General features: G+C 67.9%; 13 protein-coding genes and 1 tRNA gene. 6 read left to right on the forward strand and 8 right to left on the reverse strand.

Translation table 11 applies throughout. The annotated features are described in order from the left end of the window. Nucleotides 1–12 precede the first annotated feature (12 nt). A complete protein-coding gene (locus VH571_RS04045) occupies nucleotides 13–798 on the reverse strand; it encodes a BtpA/SgcQ family protein (RefSeq protein ID WP_423263460.1) in 786 nt (261 codons plus the stop codon). Nucleotides 799–966: 168 nt separating this feature from the next. Between VH571_RS04045 and VH571_RS04050 the strand changes: the two genes are divergently transcribed. Next, a complete protein-coding gene (locus VH571_RS04050) occupies nucleotides 967–1,653 on the forward strand; it encodes a GNAT family N-acetyltransferase (RefSeq protein WP_423263461.1) in 687 nt (228 codons plus the stop codon). Between the two features lie 239 nt (nucleotides 1,654–1,892). Here VH571_RS04050 and VH571_RS04055 read toward each other — a convergent pair. Further along, a tRNA-Lys gene (locus VH571_RS04055) sits at nucleotides 1,893–1,965 on the reverse strand. Nucleotides 1,966–2,069: 104 nt separating this feature from the next. Here VH571_RS04055 and bcp point away from each other — a divergent pair. After that, nucleotides 2,070–2,546: a thioredoxin-dependent thiol peroxidase gene (bcp, locus tag VH571_RS04060; protein ID WP_055959323.1), complete on the forward strand. Its 477-nt coding sequence runs from the start codon at nucleotides 2,070–2,072 to the stop codon at nucleotides 2,544–2,546. Between the two features lie 135 nt (nucleotides 2,547–2,681). Here the strand turns inward: bcp and VH571_RS04065 are convergent, their stop codons facing one another. Beyond that, nucleotides 2,682–3,083, reverse strand: coding sequence for a hypothetical protein (locus VH571_RS04065; protein WP_055959325.1), 402 nt, complete (start codon nucleotides 3,081–3,083; stop codon nucleotides 2,682–2,684). A 223-nt stretch (nucleotides 3,084–3,306) separates the two neighbouring features. On the opposite strand from VH571_RS04065, the gene VH571_RS04070 reads away from it, so the two are divergent. Then, nucleotides 3,307–3,555: a WhiB family transcriptional regulator gene (locus VH571_RS04070; protein ID WP_055959328.1), complete on the forward strand. Its 249-nt coding sequence runs from the start codon at nucleotides 3,307–3,309 to the stop codon at nucleotides 3,553–3,555. A 366-nt stretch (nucleotides 3,556–3,921) separates the two neighbouring features. On the opposite strand, the gene VH571_RS04075 is transcribed toward VH571_RS04070, so the two are convergent. Continuing rightward, on the reverse strand, nucleotides 3,922–5,421 hold the full coding sequence (locus VH571_RS04075) for a sensor histidine kinase (protein WP_055959331.1): 1,500 nt from the start codon (nucleotides 5,419–5,421) through the stop codon (nucleotides 3,922–3,924). Between the two features lie 105 nt (nucleotides 5,422–5,526). Here VH571_RS04075 and VH571_RS04080 point away from each other — a divergent pair, with 105 nt between their 5' ends. Both VH571_RS04080 and VH571_RS04085 read left to right on the forward strand, forming a co-directional pair. Then, nucleotides 5,527–5,799: a helix-turn-helix domain-containing protein gene (locus VH571_RS04080; protein ID WP_423263462.1), complete on the forward strand. Its 273-nt coding sequence runs from the start codon at nucleotides 5,527–5,529 to the stop codon at nucleotides 5,797–5,799. Between the two features lie 118 nt (nucleotides 5,800–5,917). Continuing rightward, on the forward strand, nucleotides 5,918–6,421 hold the full coding sequence (locus VH571_RS04085) for an Rv3235 family protein (protein ID WP_228514442.1): 504 nt from the start codon (nucleotides 5,918–5,920) through the stop codon (nucleotides 6,419–6,421). A 303-nt stretch (nucleotides 6,422–6,724) separates the two neighbouring features. On the opposite strand, the gene secA is transcribed toward VH571_RS04085, so the two are convergent. The 4 genes from secA to VH571_RS04105 all read right to left on the reverse strand — a co-directional run bounded on the left by secA (nucleotide 6,725) and on the right by VH571_RS04105 (nucleotide 15,013). Beyond that, entirely contained in the window at nucleotides 6,725–9,592 is a 2,868-nt protein-coding gene (gene secA / locus VH571_RS04090; protein ID WP_423263464.1) for a preprotein translocase subunit SecA, read from the reverse strand. Nucleotides 9,593–9,726: 134 nt separating this feature from the next. After that, nucleotides 9,727–10,428, reverse strand: a complete 702-nt coding sequence (gene hpf, locus VH571_RS04095) for a ribosome hibernation-promoting factor, HPF/YfiA family (protein ID WP_055959337.1) — start codon at nucleotides 10,426–10,428, stop codon at nucleotides 9,727–9,729. Nucleotides 10,429–10,566: 138 nt separating this feature from the next. After that, nucleotides 10,567–11,325 carry a ComF family protein gene (locus tag VH571_RS04100; RefSeq protein WP_423263465.1) on the reverse strand — a complete coding sequence of 253 codons (759 nt, stop codon included), beginning with the start codon at nucleotides 11,323–11,325 and terminating at the stop codon, nucleotides 10,567–10,569. 208 nt (nucleotides 11,326–11,533) lie between these two features. Further along, the gene (locus tag VH571_RS04105) at nucleotides 11,534–15,013 is read right to left on the reverse strand and encodes a DNA polymerase III subunit alpha (RefSeq protein WP_423263466.1); all 3,480 of its coding nucleotides are present in this window, start codon (nucleotides 15,011–15,013) and stop codon (nucleotides 11,534–11,536) included. A 97-nt stretch (nucleotides 15,014–15,110) separates the two neighbouring features. Here VH571_RS04105 and VH571_RS04110 point away from each other — a divergent pair, with 97 nt between their 5' ends. After that, nucleotides 15,111–16,169, forward strand: coding sequence for an FUSC family protein (locus tag VH571_RS04110; RefSeq protein WP_423263467.1), 1,059 nt, complete (start codon nucleotides 15,111–15,113; stop codon nucleotides 16,167–16,169). Nucleotides 16,170–16,354: the final 185 nt, after the last annotated feature.

Genomic DNA, 16,354 nt, shown 5'->3' on the forward strand with positions numbered 1-16,354 from the left:
GGTGTCAGGAGTTCAGGCGAGGTGGCCGCGGGCGTCGTCGCCGAGAGAAGTAGCGGTGGTCGGGTCGATTCGGGCGTCGTAGCCGTCGCCGTCTTTCAGAACGCTGCCGAGGATCGCGCCGTCCGAGCCGCCCACGGCGGTCGCCAGATTCGAGCCGTTCACGCGCCCGCCGATGTAGACGGGCACGTCGGCGCCAACGGCACCGCTGGCACGGAGAGCGGCGATGTCGGCCACCGCATCGGCGACGCCGGAGTCGCGAGTGACGATGACCGCATCCGCACCGCCGAAGTCGAGGGCCTGAGCAGCCGCCCAGGCGAGATCTCCGCTGAGGGCCAGGCTCGTGGCCTCGTGCAGATCGGCCCAGATCTCGACGTCGCTGCCGAGCAGGCGCTTCGTGTGGGCGACCTCGAGCGAGCAGCCCTCCATCCACCCGGTCGGTCCGATGGAGACGCCGGTGAGCACCTTGACCCGCACGAACGAGGCGCCGACCGCGTGCGCGATGGCGACGCCCGACGGTCCGTCGTTGTGGCCGACGACCACGCCGAGTCCGATCGTGGTGGCTGCGCGCACGGCGGCTCCGACGACGGCCAGCGCTGCCACCGTCGCGGCGCCCACGAGAGTCGGCTGGGGTTCGTCGCTCGCGTCCTGGATCATGACGTCGGTGAACCCGGCCGCCTCGAGGATCCGCGCGTCGTCGGCAGCGGCAGAAGCGATCTCGGCGACCGGGCGTCCCTCGTAGTTGGCCGCGCCCGGCAGGGGCGGGAGGTGCAGCACGCCCACCAGTCGGAACCCGCTCATCGGCTTGTCTCCAGCGATACGGTGTCGTTTCGGCTCATGTCAAAACGGTATACCGTTTGGTGTTTCGGCCACGTTTCCGCGTGTGAAAAGCATGTTAACGGGCCATACGGTAGACCGTCATCGACCTCGACGGGGAATGTCTTTGCAGGCCGCTAGCGTTGACGCACCATGAACGCGCACCCTCTCGACGACCCGATCGGCCTCGCTCTCCGCACGCGCCACGCCCACCACGCCCTCGCCAAAGGCACCGCCCTGCGCTATCCGAGCGACGTGGCACCGTTCGGCTCCATTCCTTTCGACGCGACTGACGACGACTGGGCCTCCCTCGCGACGATCGCGGGCGCGGACACGATCGCGATGTTCGTGCCGTCCGAGTTCCGCGTGCCGCACGGCTGGCAGACGCACCTCGACCTCGGTCTCACCCAGCTGACCGACGACGACGTCGACACCTGTGGGGAACGGCTCTCCGACATCGTCGACCTCGACGAGACAGATGTCACCGAGATGCTCCGGCTGACTTCACTGACCCGTCCGGGGCCGTTCCTCCCGCGCACCGTGGAGTTCGGCGGGTACGTCGGCGTCGTGGAGAACGGGCGGCTCATGGCGATGGCGGGGCGACGTCTGAGCGTGCCCGGGTGGGTCGAGATCAGCGCGGTGTGCGCGGATCCTGAAGTCCGTGGTCGCGGCTACGCGCGGCGTCTCATCACCGAGGTCGCGCGGGGCATCCGGCTCGACGGCGATCGCGCGTTCCTGCACGTCGCCCACGGCAACCCGGCGAGGGGTCTCTACGAGGCGATGGGTTTCGTCGTGCGTCGCGACTCGAAGGTGGTCGACGTGTCGCCCTCGCGCGCCTGAGTCGCCGCCGCCGGGATCGTCCTTGCCGGAGGCACGTCCGCGGAGCGGCCCCGTCTGTCCTTGCCGGAGGCACGTCCGCGGAGCGGACCAGACCAGCACAACGAAAATCCCGGGGAAGCGGCTTGCCGCGAACACCCGAGATTGCCTTGCCGAAGGCACGTCCGCGGACCAGACCAGCACCAACGAAAAAGCCCCGGGGAAGAAGCTTCGCTTCGACCACCGGGGATCTTTTTCGTTCGTGCACCCCCTCGGACTTGAACCGAGAACCCACTGATTAAGAGTCAGTTGCTCTGCCGATTGAGCTAGAGGTGCAGTGGCTGTGGAAACCAGAGTTTCCCAACCGAGGAACAACATTAGCATGAGATTCGACAGGCCCCGAACACATGCCTGCCGCATCCGATCCCCCAAGGAGAACCATGTCTGAACGCCTCGAGAAGGGTGCCGCGGCACCCGACTTCACCCTCCCCGACGAGTCGGGCGCACCCGTTTCGCTCAACGATTTCCGGGGCCAGAAAGTGATCGTCTACTTCTACCCGGCCGCGTCGACGCCGGGGTGCACGACGGAGGCCTGCGACTTCCGCGACAACATCAACTCCCTGAAGTCGGCCGGCTACCAGGTGCTCGGCGTCTCGAAAGACGAGGCTCCCGCGTTGCAGAAATTCCGAGACGAGCAGGGCCTCAACTTCCCGCTCCTCTCCGACACCGACCTCGAAGTGCACAAGGCTTACGCCGCCTATGGCGAGAAGTCGCTCTACGGCAAAACCGTCACGGGCGTGATCCGCTCCACGATCGTGGTCGGCGAAGACGGGTCGGTCGACCTCCCGCTCTACAACGTCAAGGCGACCGGCCACGTGAAGAGCCTGCGCAAGAAGCTCGGGCTCGACGCCGGCTGATCCGGGGCTCCTCCGAATTCGAAGGAGATTCTCGCGGCGGCCGGGCCGGATCCTTGATTTCTCGTCATGGGGGCGCGGTTTCTCCTTCGAATTTGCAAGCGCCCTCAAACCACGAGCCCAAGCGCCAGGATCCGGCTACCGCGCCGTCGTAGCCCTGACGACCGGGGGCGACACCAGCAAGATCACCACGGCCAGGGCCGGCAGCACGAGCGCCCACCCGGCGGCCGGCGTCGCCGTGAACCCCTGGAAGCAACCGACCCCGACGGCGAACATGATCACCTGCCAGACGATGGCCGCCCCGCGCATCCACGCTCGCCCCCGAGAGGCGGCGACGACGATGAACCCGAGCCAGACCGTCGCGATGACTCCGAGCACGAGAATCGCGATGCCGCCCGCGAGCGTGTCGGCCTCCGCCCGGAACAGCGCCACCAGCATGGCGATCGACACGATGGCCATTGCAGCGAATTCGAGCGCGAGAAGCACGACGAGGAGGAGCAGAAGGGGGTGTCTACGGGCCGACACCTGTTGCGTGGGCATTTCGACTCCGTGTGGTTCAGCTGATTCGGTCACGCTCAAAGCCTCCACTTAACCCCTTGATTTGGTCACACCAGTATGCGACCATATTTGAGGTTGAAGTGACGCTTACATTGCCGTGCGCGCCTCCCGAATTCTTTTTCTTTCCCCCCACGGAACGCCCGGTGTTTTGCTGTGCCCTCAGCAGGCAAACTTCGGCGTTCAGAGTCAAAAGGAGTACCACTAGATGGATTGGCGCGATAAGGCCGCCTGCCTCACGGCAGACCCGGAGCTCTTCTTCCCCGTCGGCAACACCGGCCCCGCCGTCGACCAGATCGACAAGGCCAAAGCGGTGTGCGGCCGTTGCTCCGTGACCGAGACGTGCCTGCAGTACGCCCTCGAGACGTCGCAAGACTCCGGCGTCTGGGGTGGCCTCAGCGAAGACGAGCGTCGCGCCCTCAAGCGTCGCGCAGCTCGCGCCCGCCGCGCTTCCTGACCGCTGGCCTCACACCACAACTTCACACGCTGACCCGCCGTTTTCGGGGGGGGGGGGTCGGCACCGCCCGGGGGGCGCGTTCCTGCAGAGGAACGCGCCCTTTGGTGTGTGGGCTGCGCGCGCCCGGCGCCGCTGCCTCACCCGCAGCCCCGAGTGCCGCCTAATGCCCCCTCGGCCAGCCCGCGCACTGCATTTGGCGGCACTCGACGTCCGCCCTGCCGAGGCAGAGGCCCGAGTGTGCGCAAGCGGCCCCGAGCCGCCGGCCCAGGGGCAGATTGCGCACACTCGACCGGCCGTGCCGCAGAACTCTAGGATCCGCGGGCCCGCCGCACCCACCCACGTGGCAGGCGCACACGACCGCAGCCCCTAGCGCTCCATGTTTTCGATGAACCGCAACGGCACCTCGATCGTCACCTCGGTGCCCGACCCGACCAGCGTATGCCAGTCGATCGTGCCGCCGAGCTCGCCCTGGATCAGCGTGCGCACGATCTGCGTACCGAGGCCCGAGCCGACCTTGCCCTCGGGCAGGCCGACACCGTTGTCGCGCACCTTGACGCGCAGCTGCTCTTCGGTGCGCTCGGCGTTGATCTCGACGTCGCCGTCGCGCCCGTCGAGCCCGTGCTCGACAGCGTTCGTGACGAGCTCGGTCAGCGCCAGGGCGAGCGGCGTCGCATACTCGGTCGGGAGCTCCCCGAAGCTGCCGGTGAACTGCGGACGCACGGTCGTGTTGTGGCTCGAGGCGACCTCGGCGCTCAGCATGAGCACCCGGTCGAAGACGGTGTCGAAGTCGACGTTCTGGCTGAGGCCCTCTGACAGGGTGTCGTGCACCACGGCGATGGAGGCCACGCGCCGCATGGCCTGGTTCAGTGCATCGCGGGCGACGTCGGTGTGGGTGCGTCGGGCCTGGATCCTGAGCAGCGAAGCCACGGTCTGCAGGTTGTTCTTGACCCGGTGGTGGATCTCGCGAATGGTCGCGTCTTTGGTGATCAGCTCGCGCTCCTGGTGGCGAAGCTCGGTCACGTCGCGGCAGAGCACGATGGCCCCGACGCGCTCACCGCGGTCGCGGAGCGGGATGGCGCGGAGCGACACGGTCACGCCGCGCGCCTCGATGTCGGTGCGCCAGGGTGCGCGCCCGGTGACGACGAGCGGCAGCGACTCGTCGATGACGATCTTGCCGGCGAGCAGCCCGGTGGTGACCTCGGCCAGGGACTCTCCCTCGAGCTCGCCGACGAAGCCCATCCGGTTGAAGGCCGAGAGGCCGTTCGGGCTGGCGAACACGACTGTTCCGTCGACGTCGAGGCGAAGCAGGCCGTCGGAAGCGCGCGGTGCACCACGGCGGGGACCGGTCGGGGCTCCCAGGTCGGGAAAATCGCCGCCCTCGATCATGGCGAAGAGGTCGTTGGCGCACTGGTTGAACGTGAGCTCCTGCCGGCTGGGCGTGCGCGCCTCGCTCAGGTTGGTGTGGCGGGTGATGACCGCGACGGGCCTCTCGCTGATGTCCGGCCGCCCGGCACCGAGACGACGGAGCACGGGAACGGCACGCACCCGCGTCGGGGTCTCTTCGTACCAGTCGGGGGCGGCGGAATCGACGATGTGTGCGGTGTCGAAGGCCTGCTGTACCTGCGTACGCCACTCGGGGCGCACCTCGTGCCCGACGAAGTCGCGGTAGAAGAGCGTCGCCGAACTCGACGGCCGAGCGTGCGCGACTGCGACGAACGAATCGGAATCGGTCGGCACCCACAGCACCATGTCGGCAAACGCCAGGTCGGCGAGCAGCTGCCAGTCGCCCACGAGCAGATGGAGCCACTCGATATCGGCCTCACTGGAGCGGCCCTGGGCGAGAACGAGATCACTGAGCGTCGACACCCTTTCAGCCTATCCGCCCCGTCCGACAAGACCCGAACCGAGGATCCGACGCGTGCGCACCCGACACGGCTCACGTTCGCACTCGTCCTGACGGATAATCGAGGCATGGAGCCAGCACAGGAGCCCCCGATGCGTCGGTTCTACACCTCCGAGCGGGTTGCCGAAATGCTGAGCCTGCCCCTCGACGACGTCCTCGCGCTCGTCGAATCGGGAGAGCTGCGAGCCGTGAAGCTCGGCGTCGTGCCCTCGTGGCGGATCGAGGAGTCCGAGTTGAATGCCTACCTCGACGACCGGTACGAAGACGCGCGTCGGACGGCACTCTTCAACGGCTTCGACTTCGGCAGCATTGCCGACGTCGATCCGGATTCTCGCCGCTGACAGACGAGTTTGTCCACAGGTTGCACCCGCTCGCGTGTCGCTCCCTCGAAATGTCATATGTTGATGCTACGCCCGCTGTGCGGGACGCTCATTCCGTTCACGAGCGAAAGCAGCCGACATGCCCCCCTCTTCAGCCGCGCGCCGTCGCGACGATCCGATCACCGACGACGGTGGTCAGCACTCCCCCGCACCCGCCGGGTCACCGCCGCGCCGGTCCGGGCGACGGCTTACGCCAGCAGTCGCGGATGCGTTCTTCGAACCGCAGCCGACGCTGCGGAGTGCGCTGCCGGATCCTGAGCCTCTTGCTCGAAACCTCGCGCGGAGCGTCGTCGAGATCCTCGCGGGTGCTCGTGAGATCGAGCAGATCACCCGCTGGGTGACGGCCGACGTTTTCACGCACCTGTTGAAGCGGGTGAACCTCGCCGCTCGCGCTCGGAGCGCTCGGGGCGAAGCCGCTCGGCGGCCAGCCGTGAGCGTCGGCAGCGTGCGGATCGACGAGCCCTGCGACGGCGTAGTCGAGGCGGTCGTCGTGGTGCACGGGCGGGCGCGGAGCCGAGCGGTGGCGCTGCGGCTCGAGGGGTTCGACCATCGGTGGCGTGCCACGGCGATCCACGTGCTGTAGCTGTCGTAGGTGCCCGTGCTTCTTCGCTCGGGCCGCTTTGCTCGGGGCGCTTCGCTAACCGTTTGACGCAACGCTTACCGAATAATCGGTTAGCCGTGCGTGAAACGGTGTGCGACGCTTCGGACGCCGCGCACGCCGACGCCGACACGACGCCAATTAGTCGCGTTTCGCAGGTCTAGTCGCGGTAGAGCGCGACTAAACCCGCGAAACGCGACTAGACCCAGCCCGAAGCAGCCCCACCACGCACAAGCCCCGACCCGCGCAGTGCGCAGGCCGGGGCCAGTGTGGTGCGGGACGGAGCTGCTACTTCTTCTTCTGCGAGCGACGCTCAGCGCGGTTGTTCGGAGCGGCGTCGTCGGAGCCACCCGAGGTCGACTGCCCGAAAGCGCCTCGGCCTGCGGGGAGCCCGTCTCCACCCGAGGCCTCGGTCGAACCCGACGTGGCTCGCGCGGCCGCGATCTCGGGGTCGGCGAGCTCTTCGGTGATCTGCTGCTGACGCTGCGCGCGGGCGGTCTCGGCCTTTTCGATCCGGCCCCGCTCGTCGCGGACCTCGACCTCGCCCTCGGTGTTGGGAGCCGAGAAGTTAAGCACGGCGTCTTTGTTGTCGCCCTCGCCGAGACCCTTGGCCGCAATGATCGGACCGTGGTCGTGACCCTCGTGCCCGACCTGGCTCTGCACCTCGACTTCGAGGTTGAACAGGAAGCCGATCGACTCTTCTCGGATCGCGCCCATCATGTTCTGGAACAGAGCGAAGCCCTCGCGCTGGTACTCGACCAGCGGGTCGCGCTGAGCCATGGCCCGGAGGCCGATGCCGTCTTTCAGGTAGTCCATCTCGTAGAGGTGGTCGCGCCAGCGGCGGTCGATCACCGAGAGCACGACCTTGCGCTCGAGTTCACGCATGGCCGAGTCGCCCAGCGACTCCTCGCGGGCCTCGTAGGCGACACGGGCGTCGGAGAGGATCTCTTTGGCGAGGAACTCGCGGGTGGCCTTCGCCTTGGAGCCGGCCTCGGTGATGACCTCGTCGATGGTGATCGAGATCGGGTAGAGGGTGCCGAGCTCCGTCCACATGGCGTCGAGATCCCAGTCGTCGGGGTTGCCGTCTCCGGTGTGGGAGTCGATGACCTCGTTCACGACGCTCGCAAGGAACGACTCGGCTCGCTCGCGGAGGTCGTCGCCCTCGAGGATGTGACGTCGGTCGCCGTAGATGGCCTCGCGCTGACGGTTGAGGACGTCGTCGTACTTGAGGACGTTCTTGCGGATCTCGGCGTTGCGCCCCTCGACCTGGGACTGCGCCGAGCGAATGGCGCGGCCGACGATCTTGTTCTCGATCGCAAGATCGTCGGGCACGTTGCCCCGGCCCATCAGGCTCTCGGCGGCACCCGAATTGAACAGGCGCATGAGGTCGTCGGTGAGCGAGAGGTAGAAGCGGCTCTCACCCGGGTCGCCCTGGCGACCGGATCGACCGCGCAGCTGGTTGTCGATACGGCGCGACTCGTGACGCTCAGTGCCGAGCACGTAGAGGCCGCCGGCTTCGATGACCTTTTCGGCCTCCTCCTGCACGAACGCCTTCTGGTTCGTGAAGACGTCGTCCCAGGCGGCCTCGTACTCGTCGGGGGTGTCGACGGGGCTCAGCCCACGAGAGTTCATTTCGGCGACGGCCAGGAACTCGGCGTTGCCTCCGAGCATGATGTCGGTGCCTCGCCCGGCCATGTTGGTGGCGACGGTGACAGCGCCGAGGCGACCGGCCTGCGCGACGATGGCGGCTTCGCGAGCGTGGTTCTTCGCGTTCAGAACCTCGTGCTTGATGCCCTTCTTGGCGAGGAGCTTCGAGAGGTACTCGCTCTTCTCGACGCTCGTGGTGCCGACGAGCACGGGCTGACCGGCCTCGTGACGCTCGGCGATGTCTTCGGCGACCTGCTCGAACTTCGCGGTCTCGTTTTTGTAGACGAGGTCGGTCTGGTCGACCCGCTGCATCGGGCGGTTGGTCGGGATCGCCACCACGCCGAGCTTGTAGGTCGACATGAACTCGGCGGCCTCGGTCTCGGCCGTACCGGTCATGCCGGAGAGCTTCTTGTAGAGGCGGAAGTAGTTCTGCAGCGTGACGGTGGCGAGCGTCTGGTTTTCGGCCTTGACCTCGACGGCTTCCTTGGCCTCGATCGCCTGGTGGATGCCCTCGTTGTAGCGGCGGCCCGACAGGATGCGACCGGTGTGCTCGTCGACGATGAGCACCTCGCCGTTGATCACGACATAGTCTTTGTCGCGCTTGAAGAGCGCGTCGGCCTTGATGGCGTTGTTCAGGAACGAGATCAGAGGCGTGTTCGCCGACTCGTAGAGGTTGTCGATGCCGAGGTAGTCTTCGACCTTTTCGATGCCTGGCTCGAGCACACCGACGGTGCGCTTCTTCTCGTCGACCTCGTAGTCGATGCCCGGCTGAAGGCGGCGGGCCAGGGTCGCGAACTCGGCGAACCATCGGTTTGCCTCGCCGGACGACGGGCCCGAGATGATGAGCGGGGTGCGGGCCTCGTCGATGAGGATCGAGTCGACCTCGTCGACCACGGCGAAGAAGTGACCGCGCTGCACCATGTCGCTCGCCTGCCACGCCATGTTGTCGCGCAGGTAGTCGAAGCCGAACTCGTTGTTCGTGCCGTAGGTGATGTCGGCGGCGTACATCTCGCGCCGCTCGGCCGGAGTCTGACCCGCGAGGATGCAGCCGGTCGTCATGCCCAGGGCGCGGAACACGCGGCCCATCAGCTCGGACTGGTAGCTCGCCAGAAAGTCGTTGACCGTGATGACGTGGACGCCGCGCGAGGCGATGGCGTTCAGGTACGCGGCGGTCGTCGCGACTAGCGTCTTGCCCTCACCGGTCTTCATTTCAGCGATGTTGCCGAGGTGTAGCGCGGCACCACCCATGAGCTGCACGTCGAAGTGACGCATGCCGAGGGTGCGGCTCGCGGCCTCGCGCACGGCGGCGAACGCCTCGGGCAGGAGGTCGTCGAGCGACTCGCCGCCGGCGTAGCGCTCGCGCAGCTCAGCCGTCTCGTTGTGAAGCTCGTCGTCGGTGAGCGTCTTGAAGTCGTCTTCAAGGTCGTTGACCGCTTTGGCATAGGCCTTGAGGCGGCGAAGGGTGCGACCCTCGCCGACGCGAAGGACTTTCTCGAGAACGTTGGCCACGGAAACTCCTGGTAAATGGTGGGCTGTGACGCCGGTGATGCGTTACCAGCCCGTGATTTTAGCAAGCCTACTGGCCGAACCCCTGGGAAGAAGCGCGAGCGCTCCGACCCAGGGGTCCGTGATCAGCTCCTGGTTCAGCCGACGAGGCCGCCCCGGATGGCCATCTCGGTCTCCTGATGCGTCGGCGCCTGGTCGTCGAGGGCGATCACACCGTAATCCCAGCCCTTGCGGCGATAGACGACGCTCGGTCGGCCGTCGTGGGCGGAGTCGGTGAACAGGTAGAAATCGTGCCCGACGAGCTCCATGTAATAGAGCGCGTCATCGACGGTCATGGGCGTCGACGCGAACGTCTTCTCGCGGATCACGACCGGGCAGTACTCCTCTTCGACCGCGGTCTCGTCGGGTGCGACCGTGGCCACTGCACCGGTGCGGACCTGCTCCAGCGTCTCCGCTGACGCCGGCACGATTCCGGCCCGACTGAAGTCGACGGCTGCCGCCTCGTGCAGCGACGTGGGCCGGTGCTGGCCTCGGTGCACCTTGGTTCGGTCTTTGGCTCGTCGCACTCGCTCGAGCAACCGGCCTATGGCCAGGTCGAAGGCGACGTATTTGTCGGAGCCGCTTGATTCAGCTCGGACCAGGGGGCCGGGGCCGATGAGTGTCAACTCGACTCGGTCGTCGCCCGCGCTCCCGGAGGATTTCTCGTTGTGCCTCGTCAGCTTGATCTCGAGCGCCAGTGCTCGGGGGGCGAGGCTGCCGACCTTCTCGGCTTTCTCGGTGGAGTACTCGCGGAATCGATCGGTGATGCCCACGTTTCGACCCGTTACGGAAATGTCCATGACGTTCCTCCAGCCACTTCAGCGTGCCGCCGTTCGTGTAGGCGGTAGTGCTTTCACGCCTCGTGTGCTTCACCGTATCGACCCCGACGCGTGCGTGTCACGCGCTGTTCATCTTTTCGTCACGGTCTCCCCCGCTTCTCACAGCCTCGCCGATCGCAGTGGTGTCGAGGCGAGGCAGCAGACCCCGATCACGATCGCACCCGCGGCCCTGGCCGCTCGCACGGCCTCTTGCAGGGTCGCTCCCGTCGTCGTGACGTCGTCGACGATGACGACCCGCGCACCGGCCCACCGCCCCGAGCACCCGAGCGAACCGAGGCGCCCCGAGAGGCGCTCGGCCCGCCCGCGAGACTTCTGCTGCGCCGATGACCGCAGGATCCGAAACCCCGGCTTCGACACCCGCACCCCCGCTGCTCGCATCAGTAGGTCGACAGGGTCGTAGCCCCGTCGCCTGCGGCCGGCCCGCGAGGGTGGCACTGCCAGCACCGCGACCGAGGCGGCTCCGACCGGCGGCCCCTCCGCCGCCGCTGCTCCGACCGCTAATCCCTCCGACGCCGCCACTCCGACCGGCGGCCCCTCCGCCGCCGCCGCGAGCCGCAGAGCGGCCGCCAGCGCCGGCCCGAGGGGCCTGGCGAGTCGCCATCGACCCGACTGCTTGAAGGCCAGGATCACGTCGCGGGCGGTGCCCTCGTAGTCGAGGCCGGAGACGAGCGGCGTTCCGTCGGGAAGAGCGGCGACGAGGGGCCGAGGCTCGAGCCGACGGCAACAGTCGGCGCAGAGCTCGATGTCAGGGGCGCCGCACCCGGCGCAATCGGCGGGTGCGACGAGGGCGAGAGCGGCGCGGAGGGCGGAACGGACGTGCGGCAGGGGGCGAGCGGCGGCGGGTGCGAGAGAGGGCATGGGTCGATCGTGGCGGCGCACGGATCCTTGCTTGCGTTCGAAAACCGATCTGGGGAGAAGTCGTCGTCGCTGCAACCTGTGGAGAAGTGGTCGGGCGCGAGTCGGCGGGTGTTATCGAGAGTCGGGGGGKGSKGCAGCACCCGCCGACTCCTGGAAACACCCGCCGACCCGGCCGGGCGCGAGCACGGGCCGACCCGGCCGGGCGCGATCACGGGCTGACCAGGCCGGCGTCGAGACCGTCGCTGACCGAGGCATCGACCCCCTCGGCGAGCGAACCGCCAGCAACCCGCCCTGCCTGCCAGTCTCGCCAGAGCGCCTTTAGATCCCACGCGTTGTCGGCCTCGAGCGAAATGCCGCGTTCGCCGGTGCGCCTCGTGCGGCCCTGGATCAGCAGCAGCTTCGTGCCGAACAGGAGGGAGCCGGCGCGATTCTGCGCCTCTTCGAAGAAGGTCGAGTCGGAGCACCCCGACCCGTCGTCGAGGCTGATGAAGACGACGCGCTTGCCGCTGCGCATCGGCGGCGTCTGCGTGGCGATGCGGATTCCGGCGACGAGCACGGTCGTGCCGTTCCAGTTGTTCCGCAGGTCGGCGGCTCGGATCACTCCGAGGTCGTCGAGCATCGGCCGGTAGCTCTCGATGACGTGCTCGCCGACCTCGAGCGAGAGGATGTCGAGCTCGCGGCTGACCCGCTCACGGACAGAGACGTCAGGGGTGCCGATCGGCACCGACGACGATTCGTCGACGTCGAAGTCGAGCTGGTTGAGGGCGTCGGTGGCCTTCGGGCGGGAGGCTCTGCTGGTCAGCTGCCGAATTCTCGCCAGAACGTCACCCCGCGTGCGCCCCTCACCGCCGAGGGAATCGAGGGCGCCCACCTGGCCGAGCCGCTCGAAGAGCCGTCTCGACGGGGTCGCCCTCTGGTAGAAGTCGGCGATCGAGGTGAAGGGGCGGTTCTCGAGGATCCGGGTCACCTCGGCCTCCGTGATGCCCTGCACGTCGACCAGAGAGAGACGAATGCCGAGCTCGCCGGGGTACGAGCGGGCGACGGGGGTGCGCGGGGGCTTCACCCGCTCGACGTGGAAGACGTCGCTCGACGCATTGACGTCGAGCGGCAGGACGGGGATGCCCATGCGTTTCGCCTCGGTCAGCAGCAGGCGCTTGGGGTACATGCCGGGATCGTGGGTGAGGATGCCGGCGAGGAACTCGGCCGGGTAGTGGGTCTTGAGCCAGGCGCTCTGGTAAGTGGGCAGGGCGAAGGCGGCGCCGTGCGCCTTGCAGAAACCGAACGACCCGAAGCCCTTGAGCACGCCCCAGATGCGGTCGATCTCTTTTTCGGTGAACTTCGGTCGGCCCTGCTCGTCGCGGTTGTCTCGCGTCTTTTGCCGGAACTCGTCTTCGAGGTCGTCGCGCTTTGTCATGGCGCGTCGCATCTCGTCGGCCTCGGCGAGAGAGATGCCCATGGTGGCGTTCAAAATGCGAAGCACGTGCTCGTGGTAGATCACCACCCCGTAGCTGTCTTGGAGGAACTCGGCGAACGAGGGATGCAGATAGTCGGGCTGCTGAAAACCGTGCTTGGTGTCGAGGTAGGGCGCGACCATGTTGCCCTTCATCGGGCCGGGCCGGAACAGCGAGATGTCGGCGATGAGGTCTTCGTACTGGTCGGGCTGCATCTTGCCGATCAGCTCGCGCTGCCCGGGACTCTCGATCTGGAACATGCCGAGGGTATGGGTGGTGCGGATCGCCTCGTAGGTGGGCTCGTCGTCGTGGGGGATCGCGTCGAGTTCGATGCGGCCCTGCCGGTTGACGTAGGGCACATCGAGGGGGAGCGCACCGGCGAGGGCCGTGCGCGGGCCGTTGATGCGCTCGATCTCGTCGAGCGCGAAGGCCATCGACGACTGCATGCGCACGCCGAGCACGTCGAGTTTGAGCAGGCCCGCGTCGTTCATGTCGTGCTTGTCGAACTGGCTCATCGGAAGCCCCATGCCGCTCGGCTGCACCGGGGTCATGCTGAGCAGGTCGGAGTCGCCGAGGATCACGCCGCACGGATGCATCGAGATGTGCCGGGGGAGTCGGTCGAGTCGCTCGGTCAGGTCGACGAGCAGCTCGATCTGGTCGTTCTCGCGAGCGAGATCGGCGATCTCGCGCAACTCGGGCTTCTCGGCGAGGGCGGTGCGGAAGTCGCGGGCGTTCGATCGCCAGACGTTCTTCGCCACCAGGTCGATCTGCTCGTCGTCGAGGCCGAGAGCGAGCCCTGCGTCGCGGACGGCCCCGCGCCCGCGGTAGGTCGACTGCATCGACATCAGGGTGACCCGGTTGCTGCCGTAGCGGTCGAAGATGGCCCGGTAGATCTCGTGTCGCCTCGCCGACTCGACGTCGATGTCGATATCGGGGAGCGTCTCGCGCTTGTTGCCGAGGAACCGCTCGAACAGGAGGTCGTGCTCGAGTGGATCGACGTTGGAGATGCGCAGCAGGTAGGTGACGAGGCTACCGGCGCCCGACCCCCGGGCGGCGTTCCGCACCCGCATATCGCGCATCAGCTGCGAGACGTCGGCCACCGTGAGAAAGTAGCTCGCGAACCCGAACCCGGTGATGGTCTTCAGCTCGTCGCGCATGCGTCGCTCGAGCTTCTCGCGCTTCGCCATCGAGACGTCGCCGAACCGCTCGGTGATGCCCGCCTCGGAGCGACGCCAGAGCACCTGGTCGGGGTCGCCCTCGACACCGATCGCACTCAGCTCGGGAACCTTCGGGCGGCGCCAGCCGAGATCGGCGTCGGGGTCGAGGCGGCAGCGATCGGCGAGCTCTTCGGTTGCGGCCAGCATCTCTTCGGCACTGCGCCGATCGAGCGACGAGACGCTCGCGATCTGCTGTGCCAACTCGCGCATCGCCCCGGGGCCTTTGAGCCAGGCCTGGGCGTTGGGCTGCGGCTCGAACGACCCGAGGGCCGCGAGGTGCCCCGCGGCATCGAGCACGTCGGCGGTGACGGCGCCATCGGGCTCGAGGTAGCGAACCGCGTTGCTGAGGATCGCCGGAACGCGGGCGGCGTCGGCCAGTTCGAGCATGCGGGCCGCGTGACGCAGAGAACGGCTCTCGCCGGGTTCGGTCAGGTGGCAGACGACCTCGACGACGACACCGCCCGGCAACAGGGTCTTCCAGTCGTCGAGCAGCGCCATCGCCCTCGCGTGATCACCGCGAGACACCGCCCGACCGACATCGGAGTCGGGACCGAGCAGCACGGTGCCGGCCGGACCGTCGTCGCCCAGCAGGAAGGCTCGGAGCCGTGAGCGGGCGATCGTCGCAACGCTGTTCGCGGTGCCGCTCGTCTTGCGTGTGGCTCGACCGTGCGCCGCACTGATGAGCCGGCAGAGGGAGGCCCACCCGGCCCCCGCCGCCACACCGCCGGCGGGGGAGCCGTGGGCGAGCACCACGATGCGATCGGTATCGGCCGCCGACCGGCCGCGTGCAGACCCGCCCTCGGCATCGGACAGGACGCCGAGCTCGACCCCGACGATCGGATCGATGCCCGCGGCCCGGCAGGCGCCGACGTGCCGAATCGCTCCGTAGAGACCGTCGCGGTCGGTGATCGCCGCCGCATCGGCCCCGCTGGCTACGGCTTGCGCGACGAGATCCATCGGCGTCGCCGTGCCGAAATGAGCGCTGAACGAGGAGGCCACGTGCAGATGCGTGAATGCCATGCGACCCCTCTCGTTCGAACGTGTGTTCGAACAGTGTAGGTCACGCGACCGACACGGATCAACGAGCTCACAGGCCGCCGTATGGCAGTCTGTCGTGATGCCTTCACCGGGAAATCGACGCGCCCTGAGACTGCTGGCGCACCCCCGGATCCTTCTCGCCGTCAAGGCGGCTCTCGCCGCGGCGCTCGCCTGGTGGATCGCGCCGCACGTGCCGGGCACTGCTGCCGACTACCCCTACTACGCGCCGCTCGGGGCCGTCGTGAGCATGTACCCGACGGTGAAGGCGTCGCTGACGCAGGGCATCCAGACACTCGCCGGGCTAGTGCTCGGTATCGGCCTCGCGGCGGTCGTCGTGGCCCTCGGCAACCCGACGGTGCTGACTGTCGCCCTGGTGATCGGCGTCGGCGTGCTGCTCGGCGGGCTGCCCCTGCTCGGGGCCGGCCGCGACTGGGTGCCGATGGCCGGGCTGTTCGTGCTACTCATCGGCGGCTCCGACAGCGAGGACTACTCCTGGGGTTATGCGGTGCAGATGCTCGTCGGCATCGTCGTGGGCGTGGTGATCAACTTCACGGTCGTGCCCCCGCTCTACTCGGGTGACGCCCGAGATCGACTGCAGCGCCTCCACTCCGAGCTGGCCGACCGGGCCGACGACCTCGCCGGAGTGTTCCGCGCCGACTGGCCGCTCGACGGCGACGAGTTCGAGAGCCGCATCGAATCCCTGCCCGTGACACTCGCCCGGGTGCGAGCGGCCGTCGACTACGGCGACGAGTCGCAACGGTGGAACCCTCGCCGCCGACGACGGATCGACCTCAGCGACGACCGCGACCGGCTGCGCATCGCCGAGCGGATCGCCTTCCACCTGCGCGACGCCGCCGAAGTGACCGGCGAGCTGGCACGACGCGGCGCCGATCCCGACCGGCGGGTCGAGAGCCCAGGATCCGCGGTCACCGAACCCCTCGCGGCGTTGTACGCCGCCCTCGCCGACGCCATCCGGGCCCACGACGATCGCGCCCGGCCGATCTCTCGGGCCGAGGCCGCCCTCGACGACGCCTGGTCCGCTCTCGACGCCGGCACGAACCCCTCGCCGCGCCGGGTGGCGGAAGAAGCGTCGGTGGCGCTGTCGGCGTCGCGGATCCTCGTCGCCCTGGCACGCTGACCGGGTGACACGCACCACTTGACCGATGCCGACACGATCAGGCGCGGAGCAGTACGGTTGACGCTGGCATCGTGGCCTCTCGCGCCCGTGACCGCACCCGACCTCCGCCGGGAATTCTCGCCTGACGAGCGCGTTGAGACACATGGCCCGTTTCTACGGGCTTCACTTCGGAAAGGACGTCCATG

This window comes from Frondihabitans sp. 4ASC-45 (genome assembly GCF_049472575.1).
Classification (GTDB): domain Bacteria; phylum Actinomycetota; class Actinomycetes; order Actinomycetales; family Microbacteriaceae; genus Frondihabitans.

What these genes read in the sequence shown, in the direction of transcription:
- VH571_RS04045 (WP_423263460.1), bottom strand. Translation starts at nt 798, where the DNA reads ATGAGCGGGTTCCGACTGGTGGGCGTGCTGCACCTCCCGCCCCTGCCG.
- VH571_RS04050 (WP_423263461.1), top strand. Translation starts at nt 967, where the DNA reads ATGAACGCGCACCCTCTCGACGACCCGATCGGCCTCGCTCTCCGCACG.
- bcp (WP_055959323.1), top strand. Translation starts at nt 2,070, where the DNA reads ATGTCTGAACGCCTCGAGAAGGGTGCCGCGGCACCCGACTTCACCCTC.
- VH571_RS04065 (WP_055959325.1), bottom strand. Translation starts at nt 3,083, where the DNA reads ATGCCCACGCAACAGGTGTCGGCCCGTAGACACCCCCTTCTGCTCCTC.
- VH571_RS04070 (WP_055959328.1), top strand. Translation starts at nt 3,307, where the DNA reads ATGGATTGGCGCGATAAGGCCGCCTGCCTCACGGCAGACCCGGAGCTC.
- VH571_RS04080 (WP_423263462.1), top strand. Translation starts at nt 5,527, where the DNA reads ATGGAGCCAGCACAGGAGCCCCCGATGCGTCGGTTCTACACCTCCGAG.
- VH571_RS04085 (WP_228514442.1), top strand. Translation starts at nt 5,918, where the DNA reads ATGCCCCCCTCTTCAGCCGCGCGCCGTCGCGACGATCCGATCACCGAC.
- hpf (WP_055959337.1), bottom strand. Translation starts at nt 10,428, where the DNA reads ATGGACATTTCCGTAACGGGTCGAAACGTGGGCATCACCGATCGATTC.
- VH571_RS04100 (WP_423263465.1), bottom strand. Translation starts at nt 11,325, where the DNA reads ATGCCCTCTCTCGCACCCGCCGCCGCTCGCCCCCTGCCGCACGTCCGT.
- VH571_RS04105 (WP_423263466.1), bottom strand. Translation starts at nt 15,013, where the DNA reads ATGGCATTCACGCATCTGCACGTGGCCTCCTCGTTCAGCGCTCATTTC.
- VH571_RS04110 (WP_423263467.1), top strand. Translation starts at nt 15,111, where the DNA reads ATGCCTTCACCGGGAAATCGACGCGCCCTGAGACTGCTGGCGCACCCC.